The sequence below is a fragment of the Bacillus sp. GS3m_15504 genome, assembly GCF_055825275.1.
Map to the genome: position 1 here is coordinate 3,178,337 of NZ_JBVVNL010000001.1, position 15,971 is coordinate 3,194,307.

Annotated in this window: 18 protein-coding genes; 7 read left to right on the forward strand and 11 right to left on the reverse strand. The window is 33.9% G+C overall.

Annotated features, from left to right (window positions below; genetic code table 11):
* Window positions 1–8: 8 nt before the first annotated feature.
* The 7 genes from AC0L0O_RS16710 to AC0L0O_RS16740 form a co-directional block, all read right to left on the reverse strand.
* Window positions 9–725, reverse strand: a complete 717-nt coding sequence (locus AC0L0O_RS16710) for a hypothetical protein (protein ID WP_000403981.1) — start codon at window positions 723–725, stop codon at window positions 9–11.
* A 27-nt stretch (window positions 726–752) separates the two neighbouring features.
* Window positions 753–2,105 carry an Ig-like domain-containing protein gene (locus AC0L0O_RS16715; protein ID WP_283729664.1) on the reverse strand — a complete coding sequence of 451 codons (1,353 nt, stop codon included), beginning with the start codon at window positions 2,103–2,105 and terminating at the stop codon, window positions 753–755.
* A 29-nt stretch (window positions 2,106–2,134) separates the two neighbouring features.
* A complete protein-coding gene (locus tag AC0L0O_RS16720; RefSeq protein ID WP_042511548.1) occupies window positions 2,135–3,775 on the reverse strand; it encodes a flagellar motor switch protein in 1,641 nt (546 codons plus the stop codon).
* Window positions 3,776–3,948: 173 nt separating this feature from the next.
* Entirely contained in the window at window positions 3,949–5,952 is a 2,004-nt protein-coding gene (locus AC0L0O_RS16725; protein WP_473785887.1) for a chemotaxis protein CheW, read from the reverse strand.
* A gap of 129 nt (window positions 5,953–6,081) precedes the next feature.
* Window positions 6,082–6,450, reverse strand: coding sequence for a response regulator (locus AC0L0O_RS16730; protein WP_000940576.1), 369 nt, complete (start codon window positions 6,448–6,450; stop codon window positions 6,082–6,084).
* Between the two features lie 150 nt (window positions 6,451–6,600).
* Window positions 6,601–7,278 carry an OmpA family protein gene (locus AC0L0O_RS16735; protein WP_048551696.1) on the reverse strand — a complete coding sequence of 226 codons (678 nt, stop codon included), beginning with the start codon at window positions 7,276–7,278 and terminating at the stop codon, window positions 6,601–6,603.
* A 22-nt stretch (window positions 7,279–7,300) separates the two neighbouring features.
* Window positions 7,301–8,134, reverse strand: coding sequence for a flagellar motor protein MotP (locus AC0L0O_RS16740; RefSeq protein ID WP_000502149.1), 834 nt, complete (start codon window positions 8,132–8,134; stop codon window positions 7,301–7,303).
* Between the two features lie 171 nt (window positions 8,135–8,305).
* Here AC0L0O_RS16740 and AC0L0O_RS16745 point away from each other — a divergent pair, with 171 nt between their 5' ends.
* On the forward strand, window positions 8,306–8,908 hold the full coding sequence (locus tag AC0L0O_RS16745; protein ID WP_000400754.1) for an HD domain-containing protein: 603 nt from the start codon (window positions 8,306–8,308) through the stop codon (window positions 8,906–8,908).
* Between the two features lie 27 nt (window positions 8,909–8,935).
* Here the strand turns inward: AC0L0O_RS16745 and hfq are convergent, their stop codons facing one another.
* Window positions 8,936–9,124, reverse strand: a complete 189-nt coding sequence (hfq, locus tag AC0L0O_RS16750; protein ID WP_000400658.1) for an RNA chaperone Hfq — start codon at window positions 9,122–9,124, stop codon at window positions 8,936–8,938.
* 54 nt (window positions 9,125–9,178) lie between these two features.
* Complete coding sequence (locus tag AC0L0O_RS16755; protein WP_002080856.1) at window positions 9,179–9,397, reverse strand: aspartyl-phosphate phosphatase Spo0E family protein; 219 nt, start codon at window positions 9,395–9,397, stop codon at window positions 9,179–9,181.
* A 239-nt stretch (window positions 9,398–9,636) separates the two neighbouring features.
* On the opposite strand from AC0L0O_RS16755, the gene AC0L0O_RS16760 reads away from it, so the two are divergent.
* From AC0L0O_RS16760 to AC0L0O_RS16785, 6 genes are all read left to right on the forward strand, one after another.
* Window positions 9,637–9,756 carry a YjcZ family sporulation protein gene (locus AC0L0O_RS16760; RefSeq protein ID WP_000120179.1) on the forward strand — a complete coding sequence of 40 codons (120 nt, stop codon included), beginning with the start codon at window positions 9,637–9,639 and terminating at the stop codon, window positions 9,754–9,756.
* Between the two features lie 167 nt (window positions 9,757–9,923).
* The gene (locus AC0L0O_RS16765; protein WP_000589708.1) at window positions 9,924–10,391 is read left to right on the forward strand and encodes a VOC family protein; all 468 of its coding nucleotides are present in this window, start codon (window positions 9,924–9,926) and stop codon (window positions 10,389–10,391) included.
* A gap of 7 nt (window positions 10,392–10,398) precedes the next feature.
* A complete protein-coding gene (locus AC0L0O_RS16770) occupies window positions 10,399–11,613 on the forward strand; it encodes an MFS transporter (protein WP_000117041.1) in 1,215 nt (404 codons plus the stop codon).
* Between the two features lie 128 nt (window positions 11,614–11,741).
* Window positions 11,742–12,191 (forward strand): ArsR/SmtB family transcription factor, encoded by a 450-nt coding sequence (locus tag AC0L0O_RS16775; RefSeq protein WP_000461276.1) that lies wholly within the window; start codon window positions 11,742–11,744, stop codon window positions 12,189–12,191.
* 19 nt (window positions 12,192–12,210) lie between these two features.
* Window positions 12,211–13,431 (forward strand): MFS transporter, encoded by a 1,221-nt coding sequence (locus AC0L0O_RS16780; RefSeq protein ID WP_000791680.1) that lies wholly within the window; start codon window positions 12,211–12,213, stop codon window positions 13,429–13,431.
* A gap of 124 nt (window positions 13,432–13,555) precedes the next feature.
* Window positions 13,556–14,281 (forward strand): sulfite exporter TauE/SafE family protein, encoded by a 726-nt coding sequence (locus AC0L0O_RS16785; protein ID WP_342377360.1) that lies wholly within the window; start codon window positions 13,556–13,558, stop codon window positions 14,279–14,281.
* Window positions 14,282–14,393: 112 nt separating this feature from the next.
* On the opposite strand, the gene AC0L0O_RS16790 is transcribed toward AC0L0O_RS16785, so the two are convergent.
* Window positions 14,394–14,978, reverse strand: coding sequence for a type 1 glutamine amidotransferase family protein (locus AC0L0O_RS16790; protein ID WP_473785888.1), 585 nt, complete (start codon window positions 14,976–14,978; stop codon window positions 14,394–14,396).
* A gap of 101 nt (window positions 14,979–15,079) precedes the next feature.
* Window positions 15,080–15,814 (reverse strand): oxygen-insensitive NADPH nitroreductase, encoded by a 735-nt coding sequence (gene nfsA / locus AC0L0O_RS16795; protein ID WP_473785889.1) that lies wholly within the window; start codon window positions 15,812–15,814, stop codon window positions 15,080–15,082.
* Between the last annotated feature and the right edge of the window lie 157 nt (window positions 15,815–15,971).

Consider the following 15,971-nt stretch of genomic DNA (forward strand, 5'->3'; position numbering starts at 1 on the left):
CGACCTTTTTATATAACTCGAATTAAAATAATAGCAACAATCCATACAAAGAGAAAAAGAAACGTCATAGACCATTTATGTTCTTGCATTGTATGTTTCAAAGCCTGTGATAATTGTGTCATATTCATTTCTGCAAGTGCTCTCCATACGCTTACATCCCGCTCTTTAGCAGTACGATCTGTAACGCTAATTAAAATGGTTTCGTTAGACAATTTCGTTATATAAGCAGTAATAACCGTTACCATTAAATTTATATTTCCTTCTGAAGAATCATTTTCCACTCTAGAAAGGAGTGCACTTACATCTAGTAACGGAATGTGTACCTTTCTACCAAATGATAGTTGTACTTCAGCGAAATCATACGTCCCATCTAACAAAGGAAGCTCTTTTATATGCGCCTGCTTCACAAGTCCTTGCAAGCTTCTCATTACTTGTTCAAATATTTTTTCTGTTTGCTTTCCTTCTCCAGATAATGTATGTAACTTCTTAAAGAGTTGTAATACTGTATCCATCTCTTTAGAAAGCATTTCCTTCATAACCTTTCCATCGCCTAAACTCGCAAGTAAAATCCCTATTTCATTATTCTTCGAAATAATTTTAGACTGACCAGTAAACACTAGATTACTATGCTTTCGTTCTTTCTGGATTTCATGTTCTGAAATAGCTGCAGGCTGTTTTAATGGTTGTAGCGTCTTATTTTCAATTGTCGTACGTTTAATCTCCATCTAAGCGCCTCCACTACTATGAAATTATTAGCCCCATTCTTTATTACTCTTTAAAACTAAAAACAATACGAATAAACCTGACATAATAGCAAATACATTAGAAGCTTGTATTCCTTGGTCACTTTCAGCTTCTTTCTTGTCTGCTGGCTCTTCTTTTTTCTCTTTCTTTTTCGAAATGACTTGATTGTTATTTTTATTATCTTTATCTTTTTGAGCCGTCGCTTTATTTACTTCCTTGTTGTCTGTGAGAGGCTCCTTTATAACATAAGTAATTTTTTCTTTCTCTTTCAATGGTTCATTTATAAGATCGTTTACTTTCTCTTCTTTTTTCGGAATTTGAACAACTGGTGGTTTTTCTTCCTGAAGCGGGATTTCTACTTTCGAGTCTTCCTGCTTCTCTGTTTCTTTCTTATCTTCTAATTTATTTTCTAATTTATCTTCTCGTTCTTCTATCTTTTTATCCTCTTCTGTTTTTTGCTCCAAAACAGAAACGACATACTCACTTGCTTCAATCAGTTTATTTCCAGCCGCATCTACTACCTCTACAAGTAGTTCGTATGTCCCACTTGGCAACGCATCCGTTATTTCAAATACTTTTTGCCATTCCATGTCGCGCTTATTGTAATCTAACAAAAATGTAATCTCTTTATTTTCTTTTCCTTTTAATGTAACACGAACTTCTTTCACAACCGATTCCACGTCTGCCGCCTTCACTCTTACACGTATAGAATCGCCTTGTTTTCGTTCGATTACGTTCTCCTTCGCCTCGTCGATAGTAACCTTATGCAACTTCGGCATCTCTTTATCTATTGTTGGCATTTCATTATTTATACGAATAAGAGGGACTTTTACTTCATTTTCTAAGAGCTCTTCTTTCTCATTTTCTTTGTAATTTTGAATGAGCTGAAGGTTCCAATCACCTTGCAAATCAAAAGTCTCGACCTTGTAGTTAGCAATCCATCGCTTCGTTTCCTCTTCATACTTAAACGATAGCATTCTTTCTTGTTCATACTGATCGCCGTTTTTTGGCAAGCGCAAAATACCTTTTATACTTTGAACATTTTTCTCTTTCGGCTCTACAATAACCAGCACTTCTTCGCCAACTTTTAATTCCGGCTTATTTACTGTAATAACCCCTTGATCCGTCTCTATCTTTTTTTCGGTTTCTTGTTTATTTTTTGCTTCTTGTTGTTCCTCTTTATCTTGCTTCATTTCCACTTGTCCTGGCTGTTCTTGCACTTCCTTATTCTCTTCTTGCACATTCACTTCATTTATATTTTGTTCTGGCACATTTTGCTCTTCCGCCTTACTTTGCAGCGGGAAGAGCAAGCACACATGTATGCATAACCAGCTCATTAGAAAAAACTTTACGTTTTTCATCTACTAGCTCAAACTCCTATTTCAACGACTTATAGCGATTTCGTCACTTTTACTCCGAAAAATCCATCTACATTTACAAGTTCACCATACGCCACCAATACATCATTTACATAAATACGAATTGGCTCGTCAATATCTTCATCTAGCACAACCGCTTCATTCTCTTGTAAACTTAAAATATCTTGAATGGTTTTCACTGTGCTTCCAAATACAAATTTCACGTTCATTTCTACATTTTGTAGGATGGATGTGTCCATGTATACTGGTTCCATTTGTTTTACTTCTTTAAATTCAATAGGTTGCACAACAGGTTCTACAACTTTTTCTTCTTCAATTTCTTCCGTAACAATCTCTTCTTCTTCCACCATTGGATATAGAAGTCTTCTTACCATTTCTTTCGCTTCTGAAATCGGTAAAATTTGATACATTTTTGATTGAAGCAGGTCGCCAATTTCAAGGTTGAACGTAATTTGAACGAGTTCGTCCACTTCCATTGACTCTCCCAAATATTCCATTTCTTCTTTTAAAGTTACAAATTTAACATTTGGTGGTGTCATGTCCATTTTTTCTTGAAACATTTCTGACATCGCCGTTGCAGCATGCCCCATCATTTGGTTCATGATTTCTTTAATACCGCTCAGTTCTAATTCACTAAGTTCTTTCTCTGGATCAACTTCCCCTGTCCCCATCATCATTAAATCTACCATTGTTAAAGCGACATCTTTCGTAAATACGAATACATTCTCATTCTTTAGTCCTTCAACAAAATCAACATTTAAAATAACAAACGGAACTGGTACTCCATCATAATGGCGAACATTGATTGCTTCTACATTCGGTGTACTAATTGAAACTGGCTGATTTAAAAGCGTTGACAATACTGTTGAAGCGGAACCAATTGAAATATTTGCAATTTCACCAAGGACATCTTTCTCTTCTTGCGTTAAATGCTCTTTTTCAACTTGTTCTTCTACAATCTCAGTTTCCACTACTTCTGCTGGATCGTCTTGCTCTTCTACTTCACCAGATAATTGCATTAATTTATTTATCATTTGTTTCGCATGTTCAACTGAAACAATTTGCACAAGTTTAGAGTTTACAAGATTATCTATTTTTAAATCAAACGATACTTTAACAATCGTTTGATTCCCATCGATTTCCGAGATTTTCTCCATTTCTTCTGATAGCTTTACAACTTTAATTGTCGGCGGAGACATATCTACTGTATCTTGGAAGAATTCAGACATAGATGTAGCTGCGAACCCCATCATTTGATTCATCGCTTCTTGTACAGCACTTAGCTCTAATTCACCAAGTTCTTTTCCGTCCTCCACTTCACCTGTTCCCATCATCATTAAATCAGCAATGGATAATGCAACATCTTGCTTAAGGACAAGAAGATTTTCCATATCTAATCCTTTTGTAAAATGAATATTTAGTACAACGTGTGGAACTTCGACGTCGCTTGAATCATATAAATCTACCAATTCGATGCGAGGAGCAGTAATGCTTACTTGCCTATTTAAGATTGTTGATAATACAGTCGAAGCTGAACCAAATGATATATTTGCAATTTCGCCAAGAATATCGCATTCTTGAGGCGTTAAATGCTCATTTTCTTTTTCTAGCACAATTGTGCTCGTATCCCCTTTTGTGTGTTGCTCAGGCATTTTCTCTGCCTCCTCATTTCTGTTTTTCTATCAAATGATATAAACTCTCATTTTATTTTAACAAACTTATTATATAAAACGTTAATATGTATTTATTCCCATTTTCAGCTTAGTAACAATTAACTAAAAAGCTCCCCAATTGTATACAAGTGGGGAGCTTTCCTTCATTCCTATTATAAACCTTCTGGGTTTAAAATGAGGACCACTCGTCCATCACCGAGAATTGTCGCACCAGAGAAATAATTAGAACTCTCTGCAAAGAAGTCACCTAATGACTTTAAGACTATTTCTCTTTGACCGATAATTGTGTTTACAATAATTCCATAGCTGCGATGTGTATTACGAACAATTAACACAGGAACCATTTGACCATCATATGACGCAAACGCCTCATCTGCTGTTTTCTCACCAAATACCGTACTTAAATGCTTCACTTCAATAATTTGATTACGGTAATTTAACACATCTTTTCCTTGTATGGATTGGATGTCTTCTCTCTTGATTCGAATTGCTTCAACAATATTACCAAGAGGTAAAGCATACCGTTTATCATTCGTTTGAACAAGCATAGATTGTATAATAGACAACGTTAATGGAAGTTCAATTCTAAATGTACTTCCCTTGCCTTCTTCAGAATCAATAATTAAATGTCCACCTAAACTATGGATTGTATGTTTCACTACATCTAATCCAACCCCGCGTCCAGAAAGGTCTGATACAACTTCAGCTGTACTAAATCCTGGTTGGAAGATCAAATCAAATATTTCACGGTCTGTTAATTTATTTGCCTCAGATTCTGTTACAACACCATTTTTAATCGCTTTTTCTAATACTTTCCCTTTATGAATTCCATTTCCATCATCCGTAATTTGAATTACGACATGATTTCCACTATGGAACGCTTCTAATTTAATCGTACCTGTCTCATTTTTACCTGCATCACGACGTTGTTCAACAGTTTCAACCCCATGATCAATTGCATTACGAATTAAATGAACAAGCGGATCACCGATTTCATCAATAACAATTTTATCGACTTCAGTATCTTCACCTGTAATTTGTAAATCGATTTTTTTCCCTAAATCTTTCGCTAACATACGTACCATACGCGGGAAACGATTAAAGACTGTTTCAATCGGCACCATACGCATGTTTAGAAGTACATTTTGAATATCTTTTGAAATATCGCCTAATCGATTTAAATGCTCAATTAATTCTTTGTTTTGAATTGCTTGCGCCAATTCATCTATGCGACCACGCTCAATTACACTTTCTTCAAACATGTTCATTAATCTTTCAATTTTTTCTAATTGAACACGTATGGAACGATTTTCTACTTTACCATTTTTCGTTTTTGCAGTGCTTTTAGCTGGTGTAGCATTAGCAGATTGTTTAGATACTTCTTTAGTTGATTCCACATGCGTATCCGCTTGTATAGCTTCTTGTACGACTTCTTGTGTAACCAATTTTTCCGAAACTACTTCTTTTGATGTATGTCCTTGCTTCACTTCTACTTTCTCAATTTCAGAAACATGAAGCACTACTTGTTTTAATTCTTCTTCACTTTGATCAGTATCCATAAATACTGTGAACTCAAACCCGAAAGCGTCTGCTTCAATTTCTTCAATACTAGGAACTGTTTTTTTTACATTACCTAAATTTTGTAGCGCTTCAATACACATAATGGCACGTACTGCTTTTAAAATAGCTTGTTGCTCAACAGTTATATGCACTTCATGTGAAGCTGCATCATCGTTATTTATGGTTTCTTGTTCTATATGTTCATTAGGAATTTCTATATTGCCGTTCAATAATGCTTCTAATTTCTGTTTCGTTGCAATTACATCAATATTGCCCATTCCACCTTGCTGCACATCTGCAACCATCTTCTCTAAATTATCAATGCATTCAAAAATTACATCAATAATCTCCGCATTTACAACTATATTCCCATGACGAATTTCATCTAAAACGTTTTCCATTTTATGCGTTAAATCCGCCATTTCCGTAAATTCCATACTCGCTGACATACCTTTAAACGTATGGGCTGAGCGGAATATTTCTCCCACAACATCCATATCAGTCGGGTTTTGTTCTAAAGTTAGCACATTTTCATTTAGCGATTGTAAATGTTCTTCTGATTCCTCAAAAAATATATTTAATAGATCTGTTTGCATTTTAATCCCCTACCTGTCTAACAAACATTTCATTCATGTATAACAATTTAGTGTTTTAAAACGAGAAAAAAGGGGGCCACACGCATATCCGCTATCAATGTTTAGATTCCTTGTGGCACCCCTTCTATATTAGCTGTTTGCTACTTTTGTTAAAGCTTCGATTACACGATCTGCTTGGAATGGCTTTACAATAAAGTCTTTTGCCCCACCCTTAATTGCATCTAATACCATACCTTGTTGTCCCATTGCAGAACAAATAACAACTTTTGCACTTGAATCAATTTTAATAATTTCTTTTAACGCTTCAAGTCCGTCCATTTCTGGCATAGTAATATCTAATGTAACTATATCAGGTTGAAGTTCTTTATACTTTTGAATTGCCTCTACTCCATTTTCCGCTTCTCCGATTACTTCAAATTCAGAATTACTTTTTAATAAGTTTTTAATCATTGTTCGCATGAACATCGCATCGTCTACAACTAAAATTTTATGTGCCATTCTTTTTGATTCTCTCCTTCTATGTATAAATATATCTTAATATTTAACCTTATCATTCTCACTCATTATACAAAATAAAATGATAAAATTTAATATTTTTTTAAAAGAATTTTCGTATTTTTATTATTTTATTATTAAAATGATAATATACTATTCTTTTATATAAATGACAACGCGACGGTTTTTCTCCCAATTTTGCGGTGAATCATTTGGTACAACTGGCTTTGTGTCTGCATATCCTACCGCAGCTAGCCTTTTATCATCCACATTATACACTTCGATTAAGTGGTGAATCATATTTGCTGCTCGCGCGGAAGATAATTCCCAGTTTGAAGGGAATTTGTCGTTATGAATAGGTCTACTGTCTGTATGTCCTTCTACAACAATGGGATTTGGTACCGATTGGAAAAACCCAACTAATTGACTTATTATCTCTTTCGCTTCTGGTTTAACGTTCGCGTCACCTGTATCAAATATTAAATTATCTACTATAACGACGCTTACTCCCGTATCCTCTCGATATACATTCACTTGACTAATACCGTTATTATCTACATATGCTTTTAACTTCTTATATAATTCATCCATTCTTTTTTTCGAAATCATTTTTTCATCATTTTTTTCATGCGAAATATCTGGTATTGTATTTTCCATTACTTTTGCATCTACTTGCTCCGTATCACTAAACTTTTCAAGCATCTTTGACAATTTTACTGCATCCTGCTTTGAAGTAGCAACTAGTAATACAAAGAAAGTTAATAATAACATCGTTAAATCTGTAAAAGTCGTCATCCAACGAGGCGATCCCTTTTGCGGTCGTTTCAACATAACCATACCACTCCTTGCAATATTAGGCTGCTCGTTTTACTTTTTTTATCTTTGTTTCGTATACATACGTATCGAGTTTTAACTTTAATTTAGACGGAATTTGTCCACGATACAATTCTGAAATTGCTTCAATAACAAACTTCTTCTCTGTATATAAATCCTCAATCCCTCTATACACTTTTTCAGCAAGTGGGATTGCAATCATATTTGCAAGTACGGATCCATACAATGTCGTTAACATCGCAACTGCCATCCCTGTACCAATTTGCGATGTGTCTTGCAAGTTTTGAAGCATAATGATAAGACCGATTAAAGTCCCTATCATACCCCAAGCAGGAGCGAAATCACCAATTTTATCTAATAATGCAGCTCCTTTTCTTAACTCATACACTTCCGTTTCAACATCTTTCATTAACACTTCTTTTAATTCATCTTCATCGTAACCACTTAACATTAATCGAATTCCTTTTTGAATAAAAGGGTTGTCTACTTGCTCTCCATCAACTTCTAAAGAAAGCAGACCGTGTTTTTTAGACTTTTTCGAAAAATCAACAAACAAATCCGTTAACTGTTCTAAATCTTCTTCTCTTCTATGTAAAACAGTAAAAATACTTTTCGTATATTTTTTTATTTCTCCAAATCGATATGCCACAACAATTGTCGCTGTTGTTCCCCCTATAACAATTAAAATAGATGAAACATCTAAAAAGTTTTTAAAAGCTTTTATTCCACCGCCGCCAAGCATAATTGCCGCTATTACAATAGCAAAACCTACTATTATGCCCACTGGGCTAGAAATATCAAACTTCCTTTTTTTTCTTTCTGGTCTAGCAAACACTTGATTTTCGTCTCCCATATTCCTGCCCTTCCTTTTCATTTTTATAAAACATTTTTTTATTTTAATAATGCGTTTTCACATATAATAAGTATTATACGCTTATCATCTATTTATCGCAATATACTCATAGAATTGACACATTTCATTTCCATATTAGAATTGTAGTATGGAAATACGAGGAGGATCACGATGGAACATAACATTTTACAAGTCATTGCACTAGCAGAAAAACTAAAATATGAAATGCGACATAGCTGGCTTTCTAACGGGCGTCAAGAAAGCGTTGCTGAACATACGTGGCGCATGTCTCTAATGGCCATTTTAGTTGAACCTTATTTAGATCAAAAAGTAAATATTGAAAAATTACTTAAAATGGTTATTATTCACGACCTAGTCGAAGCAGAAGCTGGTGATATTCCTGCTTTTGATACAATGAATAGTCATGAATTACAACTACAAAAACAAATAAATGAACAAGAAGCAATTTTAAATATTAAACGAACATTAAAAGGTTCTCTCGGCGAGGAATTATATGATTTATGGATGGAGTTTGAAGCGAAAGAAACGTACGAAGCAAAAGTTGCTAACGCACTTGATAAGCTTGAGGTGAAAATTCAGCATAACGAAGCTGACATTGATACGTGGCTGCCAATTGAACATAAAATGACATTCCAAGTAGCAAAGCATACAAACTTTGATTCTTTCCTATCTAAATTACAAAAAATCATTGAGCAAGATGGTGAAAATAAATTATTAGCTGCTGGCATTGACGTTGAAGCTTGTAAGCAATAATGAAATAAGACACTCAGCACGAGTGTCTTATTTCATTATTGTTGATACAGCCTGCTTGTAAATAAGTTGTTGTTTTCCATCAACTAACATTAAAACGGTAAATTTGTCTATTGCAACAATTTCTCCTACTATTCTAACGCCACTCTTTAAAAAAATTGTAACAATACCTTTTTCTTCTTTTATTTGTTTATATAGCTCTTCTTGTAAATGTTCCAAATACATCTCTCTCCTTTTTCATTGAATATCTTAATATAAAAAACTACAAATTCTTTATTTATGTACTTTATCTTTTACATTCATAAACTTATTAATAAGTATATCTAAATCTCGGCTAAATAACAAAACTTTATCATGATCCAATCCATGTCTAGCAACAAGTTGAATTAGCTCTTTCTTTTTATTTTCTATTTTATTTTTTAATTGTCCCATCTCCATCTCTTCACTAAAACTCCCTTTTCCCATAATATTACTTGTAAAATTATAGTACAAATTCGCTCATAAAAAAATATAAAAATGGTTTTTATTACAATTTTTATATTTTTTTATGAACAAATCGCAAAATATATAACGATTCATCCCCATATCCGTAGCTCTATATACAATTAGAATGACCATACAGGCGTTTGTCTAATTACAAAAGAGACTGGCTCCTTTTCTATACAAAAAACATACTGTATATAGTAGTCCATGAATTATATAGATTAACTTACTCAAAAGGAGGAACACATATGAGTTATGGTGGAAGTTGCGCTGGTTTCGGCGGTGGATTTGCTTTGCTTATCGTACTATTCATCCTTCTAATCATCATCGGATGTAGCTGTTGGGGTGGCGGCGGATACGGATACTAATATATCCTATCCTTAACAAATGAACGAAAAACTATAAGAAAACAGCTCATATTTGAGCTGTTTTTTCATACTTTCGTATGAAATTATGTCCCTCTTTTTTCTGATTTCAACTCATAAAAAAATGTTTACTATGAAATAAGAAGCATTTTTTACTTAGGAGGATTACAATGATTAAAGGCCTTTACGAAGCACATTTACCTGTACGTAACTTGGAAGTATCAATATCTTTTTATGAATCGCTTGGACTAAAATTATATAAAAGAGGAGATGATATTGCTTTCTTTTGGATTAAAGAAAATGAAAGCTGGCTCGGTCTTTGGGAAGGCACAGAATACAAAGTGAATTATCATCCCTCTTTACGACACATCGCCTTTCAAGTAAGTTTACATGATTTAGAAAATGCGATTCATTGGCTAAATCAAAAAGGAATTTCAGCACGAAAAGACTTTGGAATGGAACCAATTGAACCAATTGTTTTTCCTGAATTAGCACATGCCGCTGTATACTTTAACGATCCTGATGGAAATAGTTTAGAATTGATTGCACAATTACCTGTTGGACTTCCTTCAGAAAAGAAAGTGTATTTAAGTGAATGGAAAAAACAAATTCAAGCATCATCATTACATAAGGATTGAGCTTTTTATGTCAGTTTCTTATTCCGCACTTCTTAAAACAAATAAAAACTTCAACAAACTATTTTACGGACAAACATTAAGTGTACTTGGAGATTGGTTTCATACAGTAGCTTTATTAACATTCGTCTATAGCATAACAGAATCTCCGTTTATGATTGCACTTACTTTTATAAGTAAAGGTTTACCACAACTACTTCTTAGCCCTTTCATAGGCGGAGTGGTAGATCGTTTTTCTAAAAAGAATATTATGATTTTCACCGATATTACACGGGGAATTCTAGTCCTTACATACATACTCGCAAGCTATAAAATTGAAATTATTTTCATTGCTAATATATGTTTATCTGTACTTTCTTGCTTATTTGAGCCAGCTAAACAAGCAACCTTAAAAAACATCGTACACGAAAATCATTTCGTAACTGCTAACTCTCTTTCTAGTACAATGAATGGTTTTATGTCTATTATGGGTGCTTCTTTAGGCGGTATAATTGCACAATCTTTACATATTGAGTTCGCTTTTTTAGTAAATAGCCTATCATACTTTATTTCAGCCTATTTTATTTATAGTATGTGTATCCCTTCTCATAATACTTGTAACAAGAAAAAAGCATTTTTGACTGATATAAAAGATGGTTATACATATATATCGCAAACAAAAATCATTTTAACATTAATTGTTGTCGGCATTTCATGGGGGCTTATTGGCGGCGCTTATCAGCTACTTCTAACAATCTATGCCGAAAAAATTTTCCACACGAACATTGGGATTTTATATACGGTTCAAGGGGCTGGGCTTATGATAGGAAGCTTTCTCGTTAATCTTTATATATCCCATAATAAAGAAAAAATGAAAAAAGCATTTGGCTGGGCCTACTTCCTACAAGGCATTTTCTTTCTTGGATTCATTCTATCCGATCAACTTATTTTCGGTATCATTACATTACTATGTATGCGCATAGCAGGAGGAATCATCGTTCCACTTGATACGACATTACTTCAAACTTACACGCGGGAAAATATGATTGGTAAAGTTTTTTCCTTTCATTACTCTATTTATGGCTCACTTATACAGTTATCTATGCTCATGACAGGATGGTTATTAGAAATCCTTTCTCCTCAAATGATTGGTAGTTTATTAGCTACATGCTGTATATTTGTAAGTTTTATATGGCTTTATCTGTTTTATCGCGGGAAACTTAGTGAAGAATCTACTATTACTTAATAGCATGTTTATGTACATGCTATTTTTATTTATGTCGAAATACAGAGGAAAAAGGCGATTTATTTTCCTTACGTTCTAATTTTTTAGAATGTACAATAAATTTAGATTATAAGAAAGGAGATATCATCATGTTTGAAGATAGACTTACTATTTCAGCTGAGCAGCAGAAGCTCATTTCCAACGCAACTCGTATTCAAATTCTTCACCTTTTAAAAGACGAAGCACTCACAGCAAAGCAAGTAGCTACTAAACTAAACAAATCTACTGGTAGCGTGCATTATCACGTTCAAATTTTATATGATGGAGGGTTACTTGAATTAGTAGACACGAAGGAAAAACGAGGGATTATTGAAAAATATTACAAAGCAAAATCTGCTCATTTCTATATTGAAGAAAGCGGCACAGAGGGAACGAATACAGGTAGTCATATTGTTTCTCATTTATTTTTAACTCCAGAGGAATTACAACAGCTTACTTGGGAGGTTACACAAGTTTTATTACGCTGGGAAAACAAAACCGCTCGTCAATCAAACTCCGAAGAGGAATATGCTATTTCCTGCAGGATAAAAAAACAATGAAAGAAAGGTCTAGCCGCTCATGAAAAATAAATTATTATTATTGTCGGGAACAGGAATTTCTCGTTTAGGTGATTTTATGTATCTCATCGCCTTAAACGTAATGGTGTTACATAGCACAAACTCTCCTGCTGCTGTAGCAGGATTATGGATTGTAGGCCCAATTGCCACCGTATTTACGAAAATATGGTCTGGTAGCATAGTAGATCGATTAAACAAACGGTCTATTATGCTTATCACAGATATCATTCGGGCAGCTCTCATTGGCTGTATACCACTATTTGATTCTATTTGGGCCATTTACATTTTTATCTTTTTGACTCGCATTGCTACATCATTTTTCGATCCGGCTTCATTTTCTTATAAAACAATGCTCATACGTGCTGAAGAACGCGCGCAATTCAACGCTTGGAGTAACTTTTGTACAAGCGGAGCTTTCATTATCGGTCCAGCTCTTGCTGGAATACTTCTCACCACGCACTCAGCAACCTTTGTTATTTACTGCAACTCACTTTCCTTTCTACTTTCTACCATTTTCATTTACTTCTTGCCAAACATTGCATTACAAACAAAGCAAAACGAAGAAGTTGCAAATACTTTCGTACAAACATTACGAAATGATTGGAATCAAGTTTTTTCATTTGCTCGAACAGAAACTTACATTATTCTCATATTCGTTTTATTTCAAGCGACTATGCTTGTCGCTATGGCAATCGATTCACAAGAAGTTGTTTTCACAAATCAAGTACTGCTTTTATCCAACATGGAATATAGCATGCTTGTTAGTATAACTGGTGCAGCTTACGTTTTCGGTTCATTTCTTGTTTCTCTCTTTGCTAAACGATTACCGATTCAATATTGTATCGGATTCGGTATGATTTTTACAGCAATAGGCTATGTAATTTTCGCCTTTTCAAATTCATTTATCGTCGCAGCAGGCGGTTTTATTTTACTTGGAGTGTCTTCATCATTTGCTGGTACTGGCTTTATAACATTTTATCAAAATAACATACCTGTACATATGATAGGACGTATTGATAGCGTGTTTGATTCCATAAAAAGTTTTATCCAAGTCTTTTTCATTTTAGCAATTGGAGCATCCGCACAATTTCTTTCCGTCCAAATTACTGTAATAAGTAGCTCGTTACTCATTCTTTTCCTTTCCTGTTTATTAGCAATCCGGGTAATGACTCCTTCACGTGAAAAATATTTTAAAGCGACAGAGTCATCATTGGAATATTAAACGCAACATAAAAAGCGGCTATTTAGCCGCTTTTTTCCATATTAAAGGACATTAAGCCCCCACTGATTAAAGTTTCACTTTATGTTAAAATATGTATTGGATCTAATTATGTAGGAGGGCTTTTTTGAATACTATATTCATTTTCATATGTATTATATTAGTAGCTTCTATTTTACAAACAAGTACAGGTTTTGGCTTTTCTATTATGGCAACACCTTTCTTACTCATGTTATTTCTACCACAAGAAGCTATACAAATAAATATCATTTTATCATTAATTATTTCTATATCACTCATTTGGAAAATAAGAATGGACATTGATTTTATTCTACTGAAAAGATTAATTTTCGGAAGTATAGTTGGTGTTCCTTTTGGTATTTTCATTTTCATTTCCATTAACATCAACACGTTTAAATTAGCAATTAGCATCCTGCTCTTACTATTAACATTAATGCTAATCTGTAACTTTAAGATTCAATCAACAAAATCTAGAGATTTCTTAGTGGGCGGATTATCAGGTCTTTTAACGACAAGTATCGGTATGCCGGGACCACCCCTTTTACTGTACTTTACAGGAACTGATACGAAAAAGGAGAAGCTAAGAGCAACTACTTTAGCTTTTTATCTATTTATATATTTCATTAGTCTACTCACTCAAATACTCTTTACTGGCACAAACAAAACGATTTGGGAATCAAGTTTTTACGCTATTCCAATCGTATTTCTAGGTTTGTATATAGGTCAAATTATTTTTAAATGGCTTAATCAACGAGTTTTCAAAATATTTACGTATATTCTTTTGAGCTGCACAGGTATATATCTTCTTATTGAAAGTTTGCATTTGTTATAGAAGGTGCTTTAGTTTGTGCCATAACAGATGGGTTTTAAATGAAGTATCGTCGTTATATTTTTAAACATGATAACGATAAAAAAGCGGCTATTATGCCGCTTTTTATTTTCACTTATACTAACGTTCCACCACAAGTCTCTGTTACGTTTTTAAAATATTGCAAGTTCTCCTTCGCTTCAGCTTCATTAAATAAATTGAGTTGCTTCATTATTTCAGTAGCAAATTCAACGTATGCAGACCCTACCGCTGTTATTATTTTTCCATCAACAGTTACATCTTTGTTTTGTTTATATTCCCATTCATGCAAATGCGCTAATTGTTTTTCATCTGATGTTAATGATGTTGAGAATTTCTTCTTATTCAGCACTCCTGCTGCATGTAGTAAAGATGTCCCTGCACAAATACCCGCTATCCATTTATTTTGCTCATGTAATTTGTTCACGATAGATAACAATTGATCATTTTCTAAATGATCAAAAATATGTCCGCCTGGTACGATAAACAATTCATAGTCCGCTACTTCAATATGCTCCATAGACACATGTGGTTGACACAAAAAGCCGCCTTCTCCTGTAACTGTTTTTCCGTCTACAGTTGCTGTTATTATTTCAAATTGCTTACTTATCAAAAATAAACTCGCTATATTCACTTCAAATTCTGCAAATCCATCAAATAAAAAGATTAAAGCTTTTTTCATATTATCCCCTCCCCCTATACTTATTCGAAGACAATCACCTTTCTCCTCCAAAAAAGGCAAACCTACATCACAGGTTTGCCTTTTTACTCATTTCTTATTTCTTATTTCTTATTTAATCCTTTCTCATTTAAAAACTCTTTCATGTGCGTTCTTTTTTCTTTAGACATAAACGAACTCATCGATTCCGTCCATGTGACGCTTTTCTTGTTTGATGATCTTCCTTTATAATACGCGCTCATCGTTTCATCGTATTCATTTAATAATTCATCATATTTCTTTTCATCATAGCCATTTTCATGAAGGATTGCTGCTACTGGTAAGCGTGGTTTTACTCCATGATCTTCATCTGGTACACCGACTGTCATTCCGAATACAGGATATACTTTATCCGGTAAATGAAGCAATTCGCTCACTTCTCTCGGATTATTACGAATACCACCAATATAACAAATACCGTATCCTAACGATTCTGCTGCTAACGCTAAGTTTTGCGCAAAAAGTGAAGCATCTACCGTTGCTACGATAAAGTCTTCTACTCCTTCATGCTTTATCTCTGTACCATGTTTTTCACATGCCATTTCAAGTCGTTTTAAATCTGCACAACAAACAAAGAATGCTGCGCAATCTTTCACATGTCGATTTCCAGACAACTCTGCTAGTTTAGCCTTTAAGTCTTGATCGGTTACATATATAACAGAATAGGCCTGTACAAAATGAGAGGAAGCAGCATGCTGCCCAGCTTGCACCATTCTTTCTACTACATCTTTCGGAATGGACTCTTCTTTATATTTACGAACTGAAACGTGTTGCTCCATTTTATGTATCATTTCATTCATGAAAATCACTCCTTTTTTCTCTTCCTAATGAAAAATTAACATATCTTTTCCAATATTCACAACTTATAAGTACAAAAAGAGCAATTCTTTTGAATTGCTCTTTTTTAAAACGGACATTATTACGGTAAATGAAATTATATCGTCGATTTTTTCAATA

Bases quoted from the DNA above. Each gene is read 5' to 3' on its own strand.
- AC0L0O_RS16710 (WP_000403981.1), bottom strand. From the start codon at position 725: ATGGAGATTAAACGTACGACAATTGAAAATAAGACGCTACAACCATTA.
- AC0L0O_RS16715 (WP_283729664.1), bottom strand. From the start codon at position 2,105: ATGAAAAACGTAAAGTTTTTTCTAATGAGCTGGTTATGCATACATGTG.
- AC0L0O_RS16720 (WP_042511548.1), bottom strand. From the start codon at position 3,775: ATGCCTGAGCAACACACAAAAGGGGATACGAGCACAATTGTGCTAGAA.
- AC0L0O_RS16725 (WP_473785887.1), bottom strand. From the start codon at position 5,952: ATGCAAACAGATCTATTAAATATATTTTTTGAGGAATCAGAAGAACAT.
- AC0L0O_RS16730 (WP_000940576.1), bottom strand. From the start codon at position 6,450: ATGGCACATAAAATTTTAGTTGTAGACGATGCGATGTTCATGCGAACA.
- AC0L0O_RS16735 (WP_048551696.1), bottom strand. From the start codon at position 7,278: ATGTTGAAACGACCGCAAAAGGGATCGCCTCGTTGGATGACGACTTTT.
- AC0L0O_RS16740 (WP_000502149.1), bottom strand. From the start codon at position 8,134: ATGGGAGACGAAAATCAAGTGTTTGCTAGACCAGAAAGAAAAAAAAGG.
- AC0L0O_RS16745 (WP_000400754.1), top strand. From the start codon at position 8,306: ATGGAACATAACATTTTACAAGTCATTGCACTAGCAGAAAAACTAAAA.
- AC0L0O_RS16760 (WP_000120179.1), top strand. From the start codon at position 9,637: ATGAGTTATGGTGGAAGTTGCGCTGGTTTCGGCGGTGGATTTGCTTTG.
- AC0L0O_RS16765 (WP_000589708.1), top strand. From the start codon at position 9,924: ATGATTAAAGGCCTTTACGAAGCACATTTACCTGTACGTAACTTGGAA.
- AC0L0O_RS16770 (WP_000117041.1), top strand. From the start codon at position 10,399: ATGTCAGTTTCTTATTCCGCACTTCTTAAAACAAATAAAAACTTCAAC.
- AC0L0O_RS16775 (WP_000461276.1), top strand. From the start codon at position 11,742: ATGTTTGAAGATAGACTTACTATTTCAGCTGAGCAGCAGAAGCTCATT.
- AC0L0O_RS16780 (WP_000791680.1), top strand. From the start codon at position 12,211: ATGAAAAATAAATTATTATTATTGTCGGGAACAGGAATTTCTCGTTTA.
- AC0L0O_RS16790 (WP_473785888.1), bottom strand. From the start codon at position 14,978: ATGAAAAAAGCTTTAATCTTTTTATTTGATGGATTTGCAGAATTTGAA.
- nfsA (WP_473785889.1), bottom strand. From the start codon at position 15,814: ATGAATGAAATGATACATAAAATGGAGCAACACGTTTCAGTTCGTAAA.